The sequence below is a fragment of the Methylobacterium sp. A54F genome (genome assembly GCF_053346035.1).
Genome location: NZ_JBKFBF010000010.1, coordinates 115,038 through 131,595, shown reverse-complemented (window position 1 = coordinate 131,595; position 16,558 = coordinate 115,038). Strand labels below are relative to the sequence as shown.

The window sequence follows — 16,558 nt, the reverse complement described above, 5'->3', positions numbered from 1 at the left end:
CTGCCTCGGCTCACAGGAAGCCGATCGAGAACCAGGGCACCAGGATGATCAGCGCGAGGCCCACCAGCAGGGCCGCGATGTAGCCGGCGATCGGCCGCATCCCGGCATCGGGCTGGATCCGGCTGATGGCGCAGGCGGCGTAGTAGCCGACGCCGAAGGGCGGCGCGAACAGGCCGATCCCCATGGCGAGGATCACCACCATCGCGTAGTGGACCTCGTGCACGCCGACCGCCCGGGCGATCGGGAACAGCAGCGGCCCGAACAGCACGATCGCCGGGATCCCTTCGAGGACCGAGCCCAGGACCACGAAGGCGAGGGCGGAGATCGCCAGGAAGCCGAGGGGGCCGCCGGGCAGCCCCTTCATGGCGACGGCGAGCGCCTGCGAGAAGCCGGACTGCGTCAGCGCCCAGGCCATGGCGGTGGCCGCGCCGATGATCAGCAGGATCGCCCCCGACAGGGTCGCGGTGGTCACCAGCATCGGGACGAGGCGGCGCCAGTCGAACTGCCGGTAGACGAGGAGCCCCGCGAGGATCGCGTAGACGATGCCGATCGTCGAGACCTCGGTCGCCGTGGCGACGCCCTCCACCACGGCCGCCCGGATGACGAAGGGGAGCGCGAGCGCCGGCACCGCCACCACGAGGGACCGCAGGACCGCCCGCCGGTCGGGCCGGACCACGTGGCGGAGATCCTCCCCGCGGTAGCGCCACCAGACCAGCGCGCAGAGCGTCAGGCCGAGGACGAGGCCGGGCAGGAGGCCGCCGGTGAAGAGGGCGGTGATCGAGACGCCCGTCACCGAGCCGATGGTGATGAGCACGATCGAGGGCGGGATCGTCTCGGTCTGCGCGCCCGTCGCCGAGAGCAGCGCCACGAGGTCGCCCTCCTTGGCGCCCCGCGCCTTCATCTCGGGGAAGAGGACCGGCGCGACCGCGGCCATGTCGGCCGCCTTCGAGCCGGAGATCCCGGAGACGAGGTACATCGCCCCGACCAGCACGTAGTGCAGGCCGCCGCGCACGTGGCCGAGCAGGCTCGCCAGGAAGCCGACCATGGCGCGGGCCATGCCGGTCATCTCGATCAGCAGGCCGAGGAAGATGAACAGCGGCACCGAGAGCAGGATGAGGTGGCTCATGCCCTCGTCCATGCGGCCGACCACCACCATCGCGGGGGCGTGCGTCGTGGTCATCAGGTAGGCGTAGGTGGCGAGCCCGAACGCGAAGGCGATCGGAACCCCCAGGAAGACCAGGGCGCCGACGCCGAGGAGGAAGAACACCAGGAGGTTCAGGTTGCCGATCCCGATCAGGACCGGCGACAGCGCGGCGAGGAGGAGGGCGATGCCGGCGCCGGCGAGGAGGGCTGCGCCGACAAGGCGCCAGTCGCTCTCCTGCACGAGGCGCACCACCGCCGTGACCACCATCAGCGCGAAGCCGACCGGGAGGGCGGCGGCCCGCCAGGTGTTGGCGAGGTCGAGGGCCGGCGTGTGCACCCAGGATTCCTCGATCGCGAACTCCAGGGCCGGCTCCAGCAGCAGGCAGACGAGGCCGAGGCCGGCCACCACCGCGAGGGTGTCGAGGAAGGCCCGGGCGCGGGGGCTCGCCATGCCCACGAGGGCGGTCATGCGCATGTGCTCGCCGCGCCGGAAGGCAACCACCGTCCCCAGCATGGCGAGCCAGAGGAACAGGATCGAGGCGAGCTCGTCCGACCAGACCAGGGGCCGGTGCAGAACGTAGCGGCTGACGACGCCGCTCAGGAGCACGACGATCTCCAGGCCGACGAGGATCGCCGCCGGGATCTCGACCATCCGGCCGAAGGCGCGGTCGAAGGCCTGGAGCTGCGGGCGGGCGATGCCGGCGGGCGAAGGGTTCGGCGAAGGGTTCGGCGCGTGGCCAGGGGACACGGGCATGTCGACGTGCACGTCGAGTCGCATGTCGGGCCTCCTCACGCGAGCCTGCCGGTGACGCTCTCGAGATGGGCCCAGGCCTCATCTCCGAGCTTCCCCTTCCAGGTCCGGTAGAATCCGCTCCGTCCGAGCGCGTCGCGGAACGCCTCCCGGTCGGGGTCGATGAAGCGCAGGCCCTTGGCCGCGAGCGTGTCGCGCAGGCTCGCGTTGAGGCTCACGAGGTCGGTCCGCTCGTCGTCGGCGGAGCGGTCGAGCTCGCGGGAGACGATGACGCGCAGGTCCTCCGGCAGGCGGTTCCAGGCCCGCTTGTTGCCGAGGATCCAGTAGGCGTCCCAGACGTGCCCGGTCAGGCTGCAGCTCTTCTGGACCTCGTAGAGCCGGGTCGTCGCGGTGATCGGGAGCGGGTTCTCCTGGCCCTCGACCACCCGGGTCTGAAGGGCGGAGTACAGCTCGTTGAAGTTGATCGGCGTGGCGCCCGCGTCGAGGGAGCGGAACAGCGAGGTCTGCATCGGCGCCTGCGGCACGCGGATCTTGAAGCCGCGGATGTCGTCGGGCGTGCGGATCTCGCGGGTCGAGGAGGTGATGTGGCGGAAGCCGTTGTCCCAGACCTTCGAGACCGTCAGGATCGGCGTGCGCCCGATCTGCTCGCGCACGTAGGCGCCCAGCGGCCCGTCGAGGGCGGCCCAGACGCTCGGGTAGTCCCGGAAGGCGAAGCCGACGTTCGGCAGGCTCGCCACCGGCAGGAAGGTCGCCAGGACCGAGGAGGCGAGGTTGAGGAACTCGACGGCGCCGCTGCGGACCTGGGCCAGGAGGTCGGTGTCGGCCCCGAGCTGGTTGGCCGGGAAGAGCCGGATCTCCAGGCGCCCGCCGCTCGCCTCGCGGATGCGCTCGATCGCCTGCTGCGCCCGCAGGTTGACCGGATGGTTCGGATCCTGCCCGGTGGCGAGCTTGTAGACGAACTCGGCGGCCGACGCGCGCCGGGTCAGGATGCCGAACAGCGGAAGCGCGGCGGCGCCCGCGAGCAGGCGGCGCCGGCTGAGAGAAGCCTCTGGCATGTTTCACTCCCTGGTGGTTCGGGCATGCCGTCCGATCCCCGCCGTTGCCGGTCTTTCGGGATCGTCATCCGGTCTCGCCGGATGCCTTGCGCGCCGCCCGTGGCGCCTTGCTTCGTGATTGGTGGGTGGAGGGGAGGGCGCCGGGAACCCCGGCGCGTCCGAGGGCGGAGCCCGGCGGGCGGGCCCGCCGGGGGCGGGCTCAGAGCCAGCCGCGAATGCTGCGGGCCATCGCCTGGCTCGAGATGCCGTAGCGCTCGTGCAGCGTCGGCAGGGCGCCGGCATCCAGGAAGGCGTCCGGCAGGGCGACCTGCCGGTAGGCCGGCGGCACGGTGCCGGTCCGCAGGAGGAGGCCCGCCACCGCCTCGCCGAGGCCGCCCACCACGGAGTGGTTCTCGGCCACCACGACGAGCCGGCCGCCGCGGCCGACCTCGCGCAGGATGGTCTCCTCGTCGAGGGGCTTGATGGTCGGCACGTGCAGGACGGCCACGTCCACCCGGTCGTCCTCCAGGGCCTGCGCGGCCTCCAGCGCCCGCATGGTCATCAGGCCGGAGGAGATGATCAGGACGTCGCGCCCGTCGCGGATGGTCTTCGCCTTGCCCCACTCGAACGTGTAGCCGTACTCGTCGAGGACGAGGGGGACGTTGCCGCGCAGGAGCCGCAGGTAGACCGGGCCCTGGTGCTCGACCATGGCGGGCACGACCTGCTCCAGCTCGTGCGCGTCGCAGGGGTCGAGGATCGTGAGGTTCGGCATGCCGCGGAAGATCGCGAGGTCCTCGGTCGCCTGATGGCTCGGGCCGTAGCCGGTGGTCAGGCCCGGCAGGGCGCAGGCGATCTTCACGTTGAGGTTCTCCTCGGCGATCGCGAGGCAGATGAAGTCGTAGGCGCGCCGCGCCGCGAACACCGCGTAGGTGGTGGCGACCGGCGTGAAGCCCTCCCGGGCGAGGCCCGCCGCCGCGCTCATCAGGAGCTGCTCGGCCATGCCCATCTGGTAGAACCGCTCGGGATAGGCCTGCGCGAAGACGTGCAGGTCGGTGTACTTGCTGAGGTCGGCGCTCATCCCGACGATGTCGGGGCGGGTCTCGGCAAGCGCCTTGAGCGCGTGGCCGAAGGGCGCCGGCTTCGTGCGCTGGCCGGGGGCGGCGAGCGAGGCGATCATCGCCGAGGTCTTCAGGCCGCCGGCCGCCTCGGAGCGGACCGGCCTCTCGTACTTCGAACGCTTCACTGGAGCCTCCCTTCGTCCAGAACCGCCAGGGCCTGGCGCCACTCGTCCGCCTCGACCCGCAGGAAGTGATTGCGCTCGCGCGCCTCGAGGAACGGCACGCCCTTGGCCATCCGCGTGTCGCAGATCACGAGGCGCGGGCAGCGGCCCGGATGGGCCCGGGCGGCGTCGAAGGCCCGCACCAGGGCACCGATGTCGTTGCCGTCCACGCGCTGGACGAACCAGCCGAAGGCCTCGAACTTCGGCACCAGCGGCTCGAAGTTCAGGACGCCGCGCGAGGGCCCGTCGGCCTGCATGCCATTGACGTCGACGAGGCCGATCAGGTTGTCGAGGCCGAAGGCGGCGGCCGACATCGCCGCCTCCCAGGTCGAGCCCTCGTCGAGCTCGCCGTCGGAGAACAGGTTGTAGACGAAAGCCGACGAGGCCTTGCGCTTGAGGCCGAGCGCCATGCCGACGGCGATGCCGAGGCCGTGGCCGAGCGAGCCGCCGGTGATCTCCATGCCGGGCGTGTAGGCGGCCATGCCGGACATCGGCAGGCGGCTGTCGTCGCTGCCGTAGCTCGCGATCTCGTCCTCCGGGATGATGCCGGCCTCGATCAGCGCGGCGTAGAGGGCGATGGCGTAGTGGCCGATCGAGAGCAGGAAGCGGTCGCGGCCCTCCCATTCCGGATCGTCCGGACGGTAGGTCAGGGCGTGGAAGTAGCTGACCGCCAGCACGTCGGCGATGCCGAGGGCCTGGGCGATGTAGCCCTGGCCCTGGACCTCGCCCATCAGAAGGGCGTGGCGGCGGATGTGGTAGGCGCGGTCGGCGAGCGCGGTGTTCGAGCGCTCGTGGGGCCGCACGTCGAGGAGGGTCTCCATGGGTCCGGTCCTTCCGCTCAGTGGATCAGCATGCCGCCGTTGACGTCGATCACCGTGCCGGTGAGGTAGTCCGACAGGTCGCTGGCGAGGAACAGGCAGGCCTTGGCGACGTCGTCGGCGACGCCGAGCCGGCCGAGGGGGATGCCCTTGAGGATCTCGGCGCGCAGGGCGTCGGTGAGCTTGCCGCCGGTGATGTCGGTCTGGATCAGGCCGGGCGTCACGGCGTTCACCCGGACCCCGTCGGCGCCGAGCTCGCGGGCCATCGCCTTGGCGAGGCCGAGCACGCCGGCCTTGGCGGCGCTGTAGTGCGGGCCGCCGAAGATGCCGCCGCCGCGTTGCGCCGAGACCGAGGACATGCAGACGATGGAGCCGGCGCGCTGGGCCCGCATGGCCGGCACCACCGCCTGGCTCATGTAGAGCGTGCCGCGCAGGTTCACGTCCGTGACGGCCTCGTAGTTCTCCGCCTCGATCTCCATCAGCTTCAGGGGCTGGGTGATGCCGGCGTTGTTCACGAGGACGTCGATGCGCCCGACCTGGGCGATCACCTCCTCGGCGGCGGCCCGGCAGGCCGCCCGGTCCGTCACGTCGCAGGCGAGGCCGAGGTGGCCGGCGCCGATCTCGCGGGCGGCAGCCTCGGACTGGCCGGCATCGAGGTCGAGGACGACCACCCGGCCGCCGTGGTCCGCGAACAGGCGCGCGGTCGCCCGGCCGATGCCGCGCGCGGAGGCCGCGCCGGTGATCACACAGACTTTGTCCTTCAGAAGCATGGCTGTCTCCCTCGTGCGCCGGAGGACGTCGCCGATCCGGGGCCCGGTCCGTTCGCGAGACGGGAGGGGTGAGCCGATGGCCCGGGGCGAAGGCTTCGCCGGGGGCATGAGGCCCGTTCAACGGGCGGTGATCCGGCAGGGGTGCCGGGTCGGCCGCGGGTCGTTTCCTCTCATCTCGTTGACAGGGACGGTGCCGCAGCCCCGGCGCGGTCGCAAACGCGAAGATTTCAGCGCCGGATGAATTTCATTCATCTCACCACGTGGAGCGCCGCCCTCAGGCGATCTCGACGGGCAGGTCCACGCCGAGCTCCGCTGCGAGCCAGGCGGCGAAGACCCGCAAGGGCGTGCGCCGCCGCGTCACCGCCGGGAAGACGAGGTGGTGGCCGTTGTAGCGCACGTTCGTCGCGAGGCTCCCGAGGGGGGCCACGAGGCGCCCGCTCGCGAGTTCCCGCTCGGCCAGGAGGGTCGATTCCAGCGCGACGCCGAGCCCGTCCGCCGCCGCCGTGAGGGCCAGGAAGCTGCGGTCGAAGCGCAGGCCCGAGGGGGCCGGCGCCCGCAGGCCGTTGCGCTCGAACCAGAGCGGCCAGCGCACGAGCTTGTTGTCGCTCTGGATGAGGGGCTGGCCGAGGAGGTCGGCGGGCTCGCGGATCTCCGCGGCGCGCGCGGGGTCGCAGAGCGGCGTCACCGTCTCGGTCCCGAGGGGCACCACCACGAGCCCCTCGCCGCGCGGGGGCCCGTAGACGATGTCGGCGTCGAACTCGTCCGTGATGAAGCGGGCGTAGTCCATGCCGGCAGCGAGCCGCACCTCGAAATCGGGATGCCCGGCCATGAAGCGGGCGAGGCGGGGCGTCAGCCACTGCGCCGCGAAGCTCGGGGCGCAGTGCAGGCGCAGGAGCTGCGGCGCGCGCGTCGCCACGAGGTCGAAGCCGCGGTTCAGCTCCTCGAAGGCGCGGCCGACGGGCTCCAGGAGCGCCTCACCGGCCGCCGTGAGGGCGATGCCGTGGCTGTCGCGCTCGAACAGCTGCACGCCCAGCGCCTGCTCCAGCTTCCGGATTGCGTGGCTGACCGCGCTCGCCGTGAGGTTGAGCTCGCGCGCGGCATCCTTGAAGGAGCGCCGGCGGGCGGCGGCCTCGAAGGTGCGGACGGCGGAGAGCGGGACGGGTGGGCGCATCGCCCGCACGATGCTGCAGGCGCGCGCCACCTGACAACCGGGCCGCCCCGGATTGCCGGACGCGCAACCGCCAGGGGAGATTCCGGGGCGTGGTGTGGACGCGCGCGTCCGGCGCGCATAACCATGCGCCGGACGAGGGGATTGTCCTGGGGAAGTCTCATGGTTCGCGCGCAGTCCGGGTCCGCCGCAATCGTCCTCGCTCTCCTGCTTGCCGCGCCGCTGCCCGCGCGGAGCGAAGAGGCCGGCACCACCGCCGAGCAGACCGTCGATGCCATGAACAAGCTCTGGGGCCAGCACCCGGGCTTCCGCGCCAACCACGCCAAGGGCGTCGTCGTCGAGGGCAGCTTCGCGCCGAGCCGGGAGGCCGCGACGCTCAGCAAGGCCTCGGTCTTCGCCGGGCCGCCGGTGCCCGTGACGGTGCGGTTCTCCGACGCCACCGGCCTGCCGCTGATCTCGGACGGCGCCGCCCCCGCGAACCCGCACGGCATGGCGCTGAAGTTCAAGCTCGCCGACGGCTCGGAGATGGACGTCGTCGTCAACGCGCTGAAGTACTTCCCCGTGGCCACGGGCGAGGAGTTCCGGGACCTGCTCAGGGCGATCGCCGAGAGCAAGCCCGACACGCCCAAGCCCACGCCGGTGGAGACCTTCCTGGCGACCCACCCCGCCGCCGGCACGGCCGGGGCCACCGCCAGGACCCCGTCGAGCCTCGCCCGGCAGACCTACAACGGCGTCAACGCCTTCGTCCTCGTGGACGGGGCCGGCAAGCGCCAGGCCTTCCGCTACCGGTTCGTCCCGTCCGAGGGCGAGGAGCTGCTGCCGCCGGAGGCCGCCGCCAAGCAGGCCAAGGACTACCTGATGGACGAGATCGGCGAGCGCCTCGCCAAGACCAAGGTGAGCTTCCGCGTGCTCGCGCAGCTCGCCCAGGCCGGCGACTCGACGGCCGACGCCACGAAGCCCTGGCCCGAGGACCGCCCGACCGTCGAGCTCGGGACGCTGACCCTCACGAAGGCGGTCGCCGACAGCAAGGCCGCCGAGAAGGCGCTGCTGTTCCTGCCGAACGCCCTGACGGACGGCATCGAGGTCTCCGACGATCCGCTGATCGACGCGCGCGTGCAGGCCTACGCGATCTCGTTCAGCCGGCGCTCGCAATAGGGCGGCGGGCGCGCGCCTCAGGTTCCCGCGATGGCAGACAGATCCCGGGCGCGGCTCGGCGTTGCGCGCGCTTTTCTTCCGTCGGCGGCACCCTTACGTTAGCGGCATGGTCATGCGCCGCTGGACATCGACGTCGACCGCCACGCGCGGAAATGGCCCCGATGGGGGCTCGTCGATCCGCGAACTCGATCGCGTGCGCCTCCTATCGACCGTCGTCAGCGACGACCGGCAGAAGGTGCCCATGGGCTCGGAAGGCACCGTCGTAGCGATCTATGCCAACGGCGAGGCGTTCGAGGTCGAGTTCGTGCATCCCTTCGAGGCTTTGGCGACCGTCGACGGGCGATCAGTCCTACTGATTCAGCGCGGCGGGGAGTGACGCATCCGCCTCCTTGGCCGGCCCGCTTCACGATCGCGCCCGCTAAGATCACCGCCTATCTGCTCGACCCGACGCACGCAGAAGGCGGCCCGAAATGCGCATTTCTCGCGTCCTTCGGCTTCTCACGGCGGAACCCCGGCGCCCTGTCCCGAGCCATCCTGAATCATGCCCAGCGGGACCATTTCCGCGGATACGTTCCTGCGCACAAAGCGATCAAGCTCTATTTCGAAGGGCCCCTCGTCTCGTTAACGACCGTTGATCCGAACGTCCGCACCGTCTGGCAGATGGACGATGACGACCCGACGCGCGCCGCGCGGTTCATCACCCTCAAGCCGCTTCCGAAAACCAAAGCGCTGTCGCCACCATAGCCTCGACGTCCGCACAGCGCGGCCCAGCAACCGGTCCACGACTCTTCTTCAGCGTGGACCGAAGCGGTACACGATCTTTGCGGCAGGCGAGGGAAGGGTGGTCGGCACTATGGGTGAGACGGCAATCAGATGAGCAGTTCGGAGCGGTCTCGCCGAGAGGCGTATGCGGCATTCGTGGAGATGGGCACCCGCTGGGGCGACAACGACGTCTACGGGCACGTCAACAACGTCGTCTACTACGCCTTCTTCGACACCGCGGTGAACGGCCTCCTGGTGGAGGCCGGGGTGCTCGACATCGCCCGCGGGCCGGTGATCGGCCTCGTGGTCGAGACCGGCTGCCGCTACCACGCGCCGGTGGCCTTCCCGGACGCGGTGACGGCAGGGGTGCGGGTCGCCCGGCTCGGGCGCACGAGCGTGCGCTACGAGGTCGGCCTGTTCCGGGGCGCGGAGGCCGAGGCGGCGGCCGAGGGGCACTTCGTGCACGTCTACGTCGACCGCGAGAGCCGCCGCCCGGTGCCGCTGCCCGAGCCCCTGCGGGCGGCGCTCGCCGGCCTCGTGACCGGACCCGGGTCCGCAGCCGGTCCGTGACACCTCGGGGCGCGCTTGCTATGCGGCCGCCCTGGATGTCCGGCCGCGGCGCTCGCGCGGCCGCCTGAGCGGATCTCGCCACCATGAACCTCTTCGCCATCTTCGAGGCGCGCGTGCGCGAAGCGCTGGCGGCGCTCACCCGCGCCGGCCAGCTGCCCGAGGGCCTCGACCTCGCGCGCGTCGTGGTGGAACCCCCGCGCGACCCGAGCCACGGCGACCTCGCCACGAACGCCGCCCTGGTGCTCGCCAAGGAGGCGAAGGCCAACCCCAAGGCCCTCGGCGAAGCCCTCGCGGCCGAGCTTCGGACCGACCCGCGGCTTACCGAGGCGAGCGTCGCGGGGCCGGGCTTCATCAACCTGCGCCTCGCGCCGGAGGCCTACCAGGGGGTCCTGCGCGCCGCGCTCGCCGACCCGGACGGGTTCGCCCGCGCCCGGATGCCGGGGGGCCGGGTCAACATCGAGTACGTCTCGGCCAACCCCACCGGGCCCATGCACGTGGGCCACGGCCGCGGCGCGGTGTTCGGCGACGCGCTCGCGAACCTCCTCGTCGCGGCCGGGCGCGACGTCACCCGCGAGTACTACATCAACGATGCCGGCGCGCAGGTGGACGTGCTCGCCCGCTCCGCGCACCTGCGCTACCGCGAGGCGCTCGGCGAGACGGTCGCGGCGATCCCCGAGGGGCTCTACCCGGGCGAGTACCTGAAGCCGGTGGGCGCGCGGCTCGCCGAGGCGCACGGGCGCGGCCTGCTCGACCGGCCCGAGGCCGAATGGCTGCCGGCGGTGCGTGAGGCCGCCATCGCGGCGATGATGGAGATGATCCGCGCCGACCTCGCGGCGCTCGGCATCCACCACGACGTGTTCTTCTCCGAGCGCACGCTCCACGGCGACGGCCCAGGGTCGGTGGGGGCGCTGCTCGCCGACCTGAGGGCCCGCGGCCTCGTCTACGAGGGCCGCCTGCCGCCGCCGAAGGGGCAGCTCCCAGAGGATTGGGAGGACCGGGAGCAGACCCTGTTCCGCACGAAGGAATTCGGCGACGACACCGACCGGGCGCTCCTCAAGTCCGACGGCACCTACACCTACTTCGCCTCCGACATCGCTTATCACCGCGACAAGTACCTGCGCGGGGCCCGCGAGATGATCGACGTGCTCGGCGCCGATCACGGCGGCTACGTGAAGCGCATGCAGGCCGCCGTGACCGCGGTGACTGGGGGCGAGGCGACCCTCGACGTGAAGTTGTGCCAGCTCGTGCGGCTCCTGCGGGCCGGCGAGCCCGTCAAGATGTCGAAGCGCTCGGGCACCTTCGTGACCCTGCGGGAGGTCGTCGACGAGGTCGGCCGCGACGCGGTGCGCTTCATGATGCTCTACCGCAAGAACGACGCGACCCTCGATTTCGACCTCGCCAAGGTGGTGGAGCAGTCGAAGGACAACCCCGTCTTCTACGTGCAGTACGCCCATGCCCGCTGCCACTCGGTGTTCCGGCAGGCGCGGGCCGCCTTCCCGGACGAGGACCTCTCCGGCGAATCCCTCCTCGGCGACGCGGACCTCGCCCTGCTGACGGACCCGGGCGAGGCCGAGATGATGCGGCTGATTGCGCAATTTCCGCGTGTCCTGGAGGGCGCGGCCGCGGCGCACGAGCCGCACCGGATCGCCTTCCATCTCTATGAGGTCGCGAGTTCGCTTCATAGTTTCTGGAATAAGGGCAAAGACTTGCCGCAATTACGGTTTGTTAATCCAACCGACCGAAAGTCCACACGGGCGAGGCTGGCCCTCGTCGAGGCCTTGCGGGGCGTCATCGCCTCCGGCCTCGCCATCCTGGGTGTCACCGCACCGGAGGAGATGCGGTGAGATGTCTGACGGCGTGAAGTGAGGATGCTGCCATGACGAATGCGTCGCGTGCGCCGGTCGATTTCGAAGCCTTCGCGCGCGAGCTCGAGCCCCCCGTGGCGGCCGCGCCGGGCGCCCAGGCTCACGTTCAGGCCCGCGCCGGCAAGGCCGACCCGCTGGCGGAGCTCGCCCGAATCGTCGGCCAGGACGACCCGTTCCGGGCGTTGCTGGCGGCCCGCGACGGACGCCGCGGCCCCGAGGCGCCCGAGGCGGCCTGGCAGGGCCGCACCGAGCCGCGCTTCTCGGCCGAGGACCCGGAGCGCAACGCGACCCCGGCCGACGCCTTCAACCAGTACCTCGCCAGCGTCGAGCAGCAGTTCCCGGCCGAGGCCGCCTACGCGGCGGCACCGGAGGTCGAGGCGCCCTTCGAGGGGCGCGAGCTGAAGCGGGTGCGCCCGCGCCGCCGCCTCCTCTCGGTCGGCGCCGGCGTGGCGGTGCTCGCCCTCTCGGTGGCCGGCGCCCTGACCTACAAGGGCACGCGCCCCCGCGGCGCGGACGGCGGCGTGCCGGTGATCCAGGCCGACGCCTCGCCTCTGAAGGTCGCCCCGAAGACCGCCGACGGCGTCGAGATTCCGGACCAGAACAAGCAGATCTACGAGCCGAAGGCCCGGGACAGCCAGATCCGGATCGTCAACCGCGAGGAGCAGCCCCTCGACGTGGCGCAGGCCGCCCGCGCCGCGCAGGCCGGCGAGACCGGCAGCACGACGCCGGGCGCCTCCGGCGGCACCTTCTCGGACGCCCTCGGCGAGCCGCGCCGGGTCCGCACCGTCTCGGTGAAGTCCGATGGCCCGCCGCGCCCCGAGGCCCAGGCGCAGGCGACCCCCGCCGAGACCGCGACGCCGGCCTCCGTGATCCCGACCATGACGCTGCCGACCGACGAGCCGGCGCCGGCCCCGAAGGCCCGCCCGCTGCGCCAGGCGGCCCTGCCGCAGCCGGCGCCCGTCGAGGCGGCCCCCGCCCAGCCCGCCCTCGCGGAATCCAGGCCCGCCGCGGAGGCGAAGCCCCCCCGCAAGGCCCTGCAGCGCGTCGCCTCGGTCTCGCCCGAGGCCGGCATGCCGATCGAGCCGCCGACCACCGCCGCCACCAGCGCGCCGGCCGTGAGCAGCGCACCGGCCCTGAGCAACGCGCCCGTCAGCGGCTTCTCGGTGCAGCTCGGCGTGCGCGGCAGCGCGGCCGAGGCCCAGACGGCCCTGCGCCAGCTCCAGGCCAAGTACAGCCAGCTCTCCGGCCAGCCTGAGCTGATCCGCCAGGCCGAGGTCGGCGGCAAGACGATCTTCCGCGTCCGCGTCGGGCCGCTCGCCAAGGAGAAGGCCACGAGCCTGTGCGGCGAGCTGCAGGGCGCCGGCGCCCCCTGCTTCGTCGCCAAGAACTGAGCCGGGAACCGAGGCGAGCCCTGGGGCGCGCACCGGGACGGGAGCCGGGACCGGCCCGCGACGGCGCGCGTCCCGGCGCGGGCCCCGCCTGACGCAGCGCCGCAACACCGGCCGGCCCGGCCGCCCTCCCGGTGCCTTCGCTCTCGCCTTCGCCCTTGCGGTCGCCGGCCCCAGGGCCGACCCTGGCCCCGTCCGATTCGCCGTCCCGCCTCGCCAGCCGAGACCCGAGCCCCGATGTCCTCCCGTGCCCTGATCCTCGGCTGCGCCGGCAAGACCCTCACGCCCGAGGAGGCCGCCTTCTTCCGCGAGGTGCGGCCCTGGGGCTTCATCCTGTTCAAGCGCAACATCGGCACGCCGGACGAGGTGCGGGCCCTCACGGCCTCCCTGCGGGAGGCGGTGGGCCGGGCCGAGGCGCCGATCCTGATCGACCAGGAGGGCGGGCGCGTGCAGCGGATGGGGCCGCCCCACTGGCCGGCCTACCCGGCCGGGCGCCGCTACGGCCGCCCGAACGGCACGGGCCGGGCCCTGGCCTGGCTCGGGGCGCGGCTTATCGCCCACGACCTCGCGGCGGTGGGCATCAACGTCGACTGCGCCCCCGTCCTCGACGTGCCGGCCGAGGGCGCGCACGACATCATCGGCGACCGCGCCTACGCCACGAGCCCCGCGGCGGTGGCGGAGCTCGGCCGGGCGGTGGCCGACGGCCTGCTGGCCGGCGGCGTGCTGCCGGTCATGAAGCACATCCCCGGCCACGGCCGCGCCACCTGCGACAGCCACCACGGCCTGCCGGTGGTGGAGGCGGACCTCGCGAGCCTGGCGGCCGAGGACTTCGCGCCGTTCCGGGCGCTCGCCGACCTGCCCATGGCGATGAGCGCCCATGTGGTGTTCCGCCAGATCGACCCCGACCGGCCCGCCACCCAGTCCGCGACGGTGATCGCGCAGGTGATCCGCGGCGCCATCGGGTTCGACGGCCTGCTGATGACCGACGACCTCTCGATGCACGCGCTCACCGGGCCGTTCCGGGCCCGGGCCGAGGCCGCCTTCGCGGCCGGCGTCGACGTCGTGCTCCACTGCAACGGCGACCGGGCCGAGATGGAGGGCGTCGCGGCCGGTGCGCCGCTGCTCGCGGGGGCCGGCCTGCGCCGGGCCGAGGCCGCGCTCGCCCGCCTCGCCCCTCGGGAGGAGGCCTTCGACGTCGGCGCCGCGCGGGCCCGCTTCGAGGCGGAGCTCTCCGCCGCGGCCTGAGGGCGCAGCCCGCCCGAATCACCTGAGCGGCGCGCCCGCCCGCCCTGCGGGCCGGGCCTGCGCGCCTTGTGTTCGGCGCCCCCGATCCTTAGGTTCGGGCCGAATTCCGATCGCGAGAGACGCCGCGCGGGTGATCCACCCCGGCGCAGGAGGTTGCCATGGGCAGCATGAGTATCTGGCACTGGGTCGTCGTGGCCTTCATCGTCATGCTGCTGTTCGGCCGCGGCAAGGTCTCCGACCTGATGGGCGACGTGGCCAAGGGCATCAAGGCGTTCAAGAAGGGCATGGCCGACGAGGAGGCGCAGCCGCAGGCCGCCGCCAAGCCGCCGGTCCCCGGCGCCGAGCCGGTGCGCACCCTCCCGCACGCCAGCGAGCCGGCGCCCGGCACCGCGATCCCCGCGAGCCACATCCCCGGCGCCGACCACAAGCCCGTCTGAGGCGCTCCGGGGCCTCGCGCGAGGCCCTCAAGCCCGCCTGCGGGCCTTTCCCGGGCGGCGCGTTGGTGTAAACCGCGTCCCGCCCCGACCCCACCGGCGGGAGCCGCGGCGGGACGGCGATCGACATGCTGGACATGAGCTGGGGCGAGGTGATGCTGATCGGCGGCGTCGCCCTCATCGTCATCGGGCCGAAGGACCTGCCGAAGGCGCTGCGCACCGTCGGGCAGATCACGACGAAGCTGCGCCGCATGGCCGGCGAGTTCCACATGCAGTTCAACGAGGCGATCCGCGAGGCGGAGCTCGACGAGGTGCGCCGCGAGGTGGACGGCATCAAGCGCACGGTGGGCAGCGCCGGCACGGGCTTCAACCCGGTCCAGACCATCCGGGACGAGCTGAAGGGCGCCGTCGAGGGCCGCAGCCAGGCCCGCGCCGCGGATGCCACCGCGCCGGCCGCCCGCAGCCTCGCGGACGCGACCGCCGAGCTGCGTGAGGCTCAAGGTACTCATCTGGGCGCTCCGCAGGGCTCCACCGCACCGGGCAGCTTCGACGTGCCGAGGCCGGACGCATCCGGGGCGGCCGCGGCCGCCCGTCCCGTCGACCAGACCGCCACCGGGCCGCACAGCTGATGATCAACGAGGCGGACGAGGCCGAGATCGAGGCCTCCCGGGCGCCCCTGCTGGAGCACCTGATCGAGCTGCGCGCGCGGCTCATCAAGTCGCTGATCGCCTTCGTGGTGATGTTCTTCGGGTGCTTCTTCTTCTCGCGGCAGATCTACAACATCCTCGTCCACCCCTACGTGACCGTGGTGGGCGTCGACAACGCCAAGCTCATCGCGACGCACTTCCTCGAGCAGGTCTTCACCAACATCAAGCTCAGCGTGTTCGGGGCGGCCTTCCTGGCCTTCCCGGTGATCGCGACGCAGATCTACGCCTTCGTGGCGCCGGGCCTCTACCGCAACGAGCGCAAGGCCTTCCTGCCCTACCTCGTCGCGACGCCGATCTTCTTCGTGCTCGGCGCTCTGGTGGTGTTCTTCCTGGCGATGCCGCTGCTGATCCAGTTCTCGGTGAGCCTGCAGCAGGTGGGCGTCGCCGGCGAGCCGACGATCGCGCTGCTGCCGAAGGTCGACGAGTACCTCTCGCTGATCATGACCCTGATCTTCGCCTTCGGCATCGCCTTCCAGATGCCGGTGATCCTGACGCTGCTCGGCCAGATCGGCGTGATCGACGCGGCCTTCCTGCGCGAGAAGCGCCGCTACGCCATCGTGCTGGTGTTCGTGGCCGCGGCCGTGCTCACCCCGCCCGACGTGATCTCCCAGCTCTCCCTGGCGATCCCGATGCTGCTCCTCTACGAGGCCTCGGTGTTCTCGGTCGCCCGCATGGAGAAGCTGCGCGCGGCCCGGCGCGCCGCCGAGGGGCTGGAGCCGTAGCGCGCTGCGCCTTTTCCGCGACCGTGGCGCGCTCTATGATGGGGATCCAGGGCGTTCCGCGAACGCGAGGGTCCAGCGGTCATGAACAAGACGCTGGTCTTCGCGGCCTCTTCGGCCCGTGCGTTCTGGAAGCTGCCGGAGGCGGTGCAGGAGAGCCTGACCCGAAAGCTCTACCTGTACGGTCTGACGGGCGAGGGCGACGTCAAGCGCATGGTCGGATCCGACCTCGTCCGCCTGCGCGATGGCGATTACCGGGTGGTCTTCGCGGAATCCGCGAACGCGCTGACGGTGATCGGCATCGGGCACCGCCGCGAGATCTACCGGTGAGAGGAGGGCTTGCGTGGAACCGCAGATCCTGAGGACGGAGGCGGGCGAGGAACTCGTCGTCCTGCCCCGCCGGTCCTACGACGTCCTCCTCGCTCGCCTCGGGGATGAGGCGGCCGAGGATCGGATGACGCTGGTGCTCGCCGCGGAAGCCAGGGCGGCCCTCGAAGCCGGACGGGACGTCCTGCTGCCGGCTTGGTTGAGCGAGGGGCTGATCGTCCATCGCAATCCCCTGCGCGCCGTCAGGGTCCACGCGGCGCTCACGCCGGAGGCGTTCGCGGGCGCGATGGGCGTGTCGGCGGCGGAGCTCGACGCGATCGAGGCCGGCACGCAGCCTCCGAGCCCCGGAATGCTGGATGCACTCTCCGCAGCCCTCGACATGGACCCGCGCCTCCTGCACGGCCTCTACGCGCAGGCCTGATC

At 72.3% G+C, this 16,558-nt stretch carries 18 protein-coding genes; 12 read left to right on the top strand and 6 right to left on the bottom strand.

Going from position 1 to position 16,558, the window contains the following annotated elements; all coding sequences use genetic code 11:
* Positions 1-10 precede the first annotated feature (10 nt).
* The 6 genes from ACLBXP_RS17470 to ACLBXP_RS17445 all read right to left on the bottom strand — a co-directional run bounded on the left by ACLBXP_RS17470 (position 11) and on the right by ACLBXP_RS17445 (position 6,966).
* The gene (locus ACLBXP_RS17470) at positions 11-1,921 is read right to left on the bottom strand and encodes a TRAP transporter large permease (protein WP_447669023.1); all 1,911 of its coding nucleotides are present in this window, start codon (positions 1,919-1,921) and stop codon (positions 11-13) included.
* 11 nt (positions 1,922-1,932) lie between these two features.
* Positions 1,933-2,949, bottom strand: a complete 1,017-nt coding sequence (locus ACLBXP_RS17465) for a TRAP transporter substrate-binding protein (RefSeq protein ID WP_447669022.1) — start codon at positions 2,947-2,949, stop codon at positions 1,933-1,935.
* 199 nt (positions 2,950-3,148) lie between these two features.
* The gene (locus tag ACLBXP_RS17460) at positions 3,149-4,171 is read right to left on the bottom strand and encodes a transketolase family protein (protein ID WP_447669021.1); all 1,023 of its coding nucleotides are present in this window, start codon (positions 4,169-4,171) and stop codon (positions 3,149-3,151) included.
* Positions 4,168-5,028, bottom strand: coding sequence for a transketolase (locus ACLBXP_RS17455; RefSeq protein WP_447669020.1), 861 nt, complete (start codon positions 5,026-5,028; stop codon positions 4,168-4,170). Before ACLBXP_RS17455 ends, ACLBXP_RS17460 begins: the two co-directional genes overlap by 4 nt.
* Positions 5,029-5,045: 17 nt before the next feature.
* Positions 5,046-5,795: an SDR family NAD(P)-dependent oxidoreductase gene (locus tag ACLBXP_RS17450; RefSeq protein WP_447669019.1), complete on the bottom strand. Its 750-nt coding sequence runs from the start codon at positions 5,793-5,795 to the stop codon at positions 5,046-5,048.
* Between the two features lie 274 nt (positions 5,796-6,069).
* The gene (locus ACLBXP_RS17445) at positions 6,070-6,966 is read right to left on the bottom strand and encodes a LysR substrate-binding domain-containing protein (protein ID WP_447669018.1); all 897 of its coding nucleotides are present in this window, start codon (positions 6,964-6,966) and stop codon (positions 6,070-6,072) included.
* Between the two features lie 159 nt (positions 6,967-7,125).
* Between ACLBXP_RS17445 and ACLBXP_RS17440 the strand changes: the two genes are divergently transcribed.
* From ACLBXP_RS17440 to ACLBXP_RS17385, 12 genes are all read left to right on the top strand, one after another.
* Positions 7,126-8,118, top strand: a complete 993-nt coding sequence (locus tag ACLBXP_RS17440; protein WP_447669017.1) for a catalase family peroxidase — start codon at positions 7,126-7,128, stop codon at positions 8,116-8,118.
* A gap of 106 nt (positions 8,119-8,224) precedes the next feature.
* Positions 8,225-8,494: a DUF4926 domain-containing protein gene (locus tag ACLBXP_RS17435; RefSeq protein ID WP_447669016.1), complete on the top strand. Its 270-nt coding sequence runs from the start codon at positions 8,225-8,227 to the stop codon at positions 8,492-8,494.
* Entirely contained in the window at positions 8,491-8,862 is a 372-nt protein-coding gene (locus ACLBXP_RS17430) for a DUF6883 domain-containing protein (protein WP_447669015.1), read from the top strand. Before ACLBXP_RS17435 ends, ACLBXP_RS17430 begins: the two co-directional genes overlap by 4 nt.
* 129 nt (positions 8,863-8,991) lie before the next feature.
* Positions 8,992-9,450: an acyl-CoA thioesterase gene (locus ACLBXP_RS17425; RefSeq protein ID WP_447669014.1), complete on the top strand. Its 459-nt coding sequence runs from the start codon at positions 8,992-8,994 to the stop codon at positions 9,448-9,450.
* 83 nt (positions 9,451-9,533) lie between these two features.
* Positions 9,534-11,294, top strand: coding sequence for an arginine--tRNA ligase (argS, locus tag ACLBXP_RS17420; protein ID WP_447669013.1), 1,761 nt, complete (start codon positions 9,534-9,536; stop codon positions 11,292-11,294).
* Positions 11,295-11,326: 32 nt separating this feature from the next.
* Positions 11,327-12,706, top strand: a complete 1,380-nt coding sequence (locus ACLBXP_RS17415; RefSeq protein WP_447669012.1) for an SPOR domain-containing protein — start codon at positions 11,327-11,329, stop codon at positions 12,704-12,706.
* Between the two features lie 234 nt (positions 12,707-12,940).
* Positions 12,941-13,948: a beta-N-acetylhexosaminidase gene (nagZ, locus tag ACLBXP_RS17410; RefSeq protein WP_447669011.1), complete on the top strand. Its 1,008-nt coding sequence runs from the start codon at positions 12,941-12,943 to the stop codon at positions 13,946-13,948.
* A 158-nt stretch (positions 13,949-14,106) separates the two neighbouring features.
* Positions 14,107-14,385: a twin-arginine translocase TatA/TatE family subunit gene (locus tag ACLBXP_RS17405; RefSeq protein ID WP_447669010.1), complete on the top strand. Its 279-nt coding sequence runs from the start codon at positions 14,107-14,109 to the stop codon at positions 14,383-14,385.
* A 125-nt stretch (positions 14,386-14,510) separates the two neighbouring features.
* On the top strand, positions 14,511-15,011 hold the full coding sequence (tatB, locus tag ACLBXP_RS17400; protein WP_447669009.1) for a Sec-independent protein translocase protein TatB: 501 nt from the start codon (positions 14,511-14,513) through the stop codon (positions 15,009-15,011).
* Complete coding sequence (tatC, locus tag ACLBXP_RS17395) at positions 15,011-15,811, top strand: twin-arginine translocase subunit TatC (protein ID WP_447669008.1); 801 nt, start codon at positions 15,011-15,013, stop codon at positions 15,809-15,811. The genes tatB and tatC overlap by 1 nt, the downstream gene beginning before the upstream one ends.
* 81 nt (positions 15,812-15,892) lie before the next feature.
* Positions 15,893-16,138, top strand: coding sequence for a type II toxin-antitoxin system RelE family toxin (locus ACLBXP_RS17390; RefSeq protein ID WP_447669007.1), 246 nt, complete (start codon positions 15,893-15,895; stop codon positions 16,136-16,138).
* Positions 16,139-16,151: 13 nt separating this feature from the next.
* A complete protein-coding gene (locus ACLBXP_RS17385) occupies positions 16,152-16,556 on the top strand; it encodes a helix-turn-helix domain-containing protein (RefSeq protein ID WP_447669006.1) in 405 nt (134 codons plus the stop codon).
* The last annotated feature ends 2 nt before the right edge of the window (positions 16,557-16,558 follow it).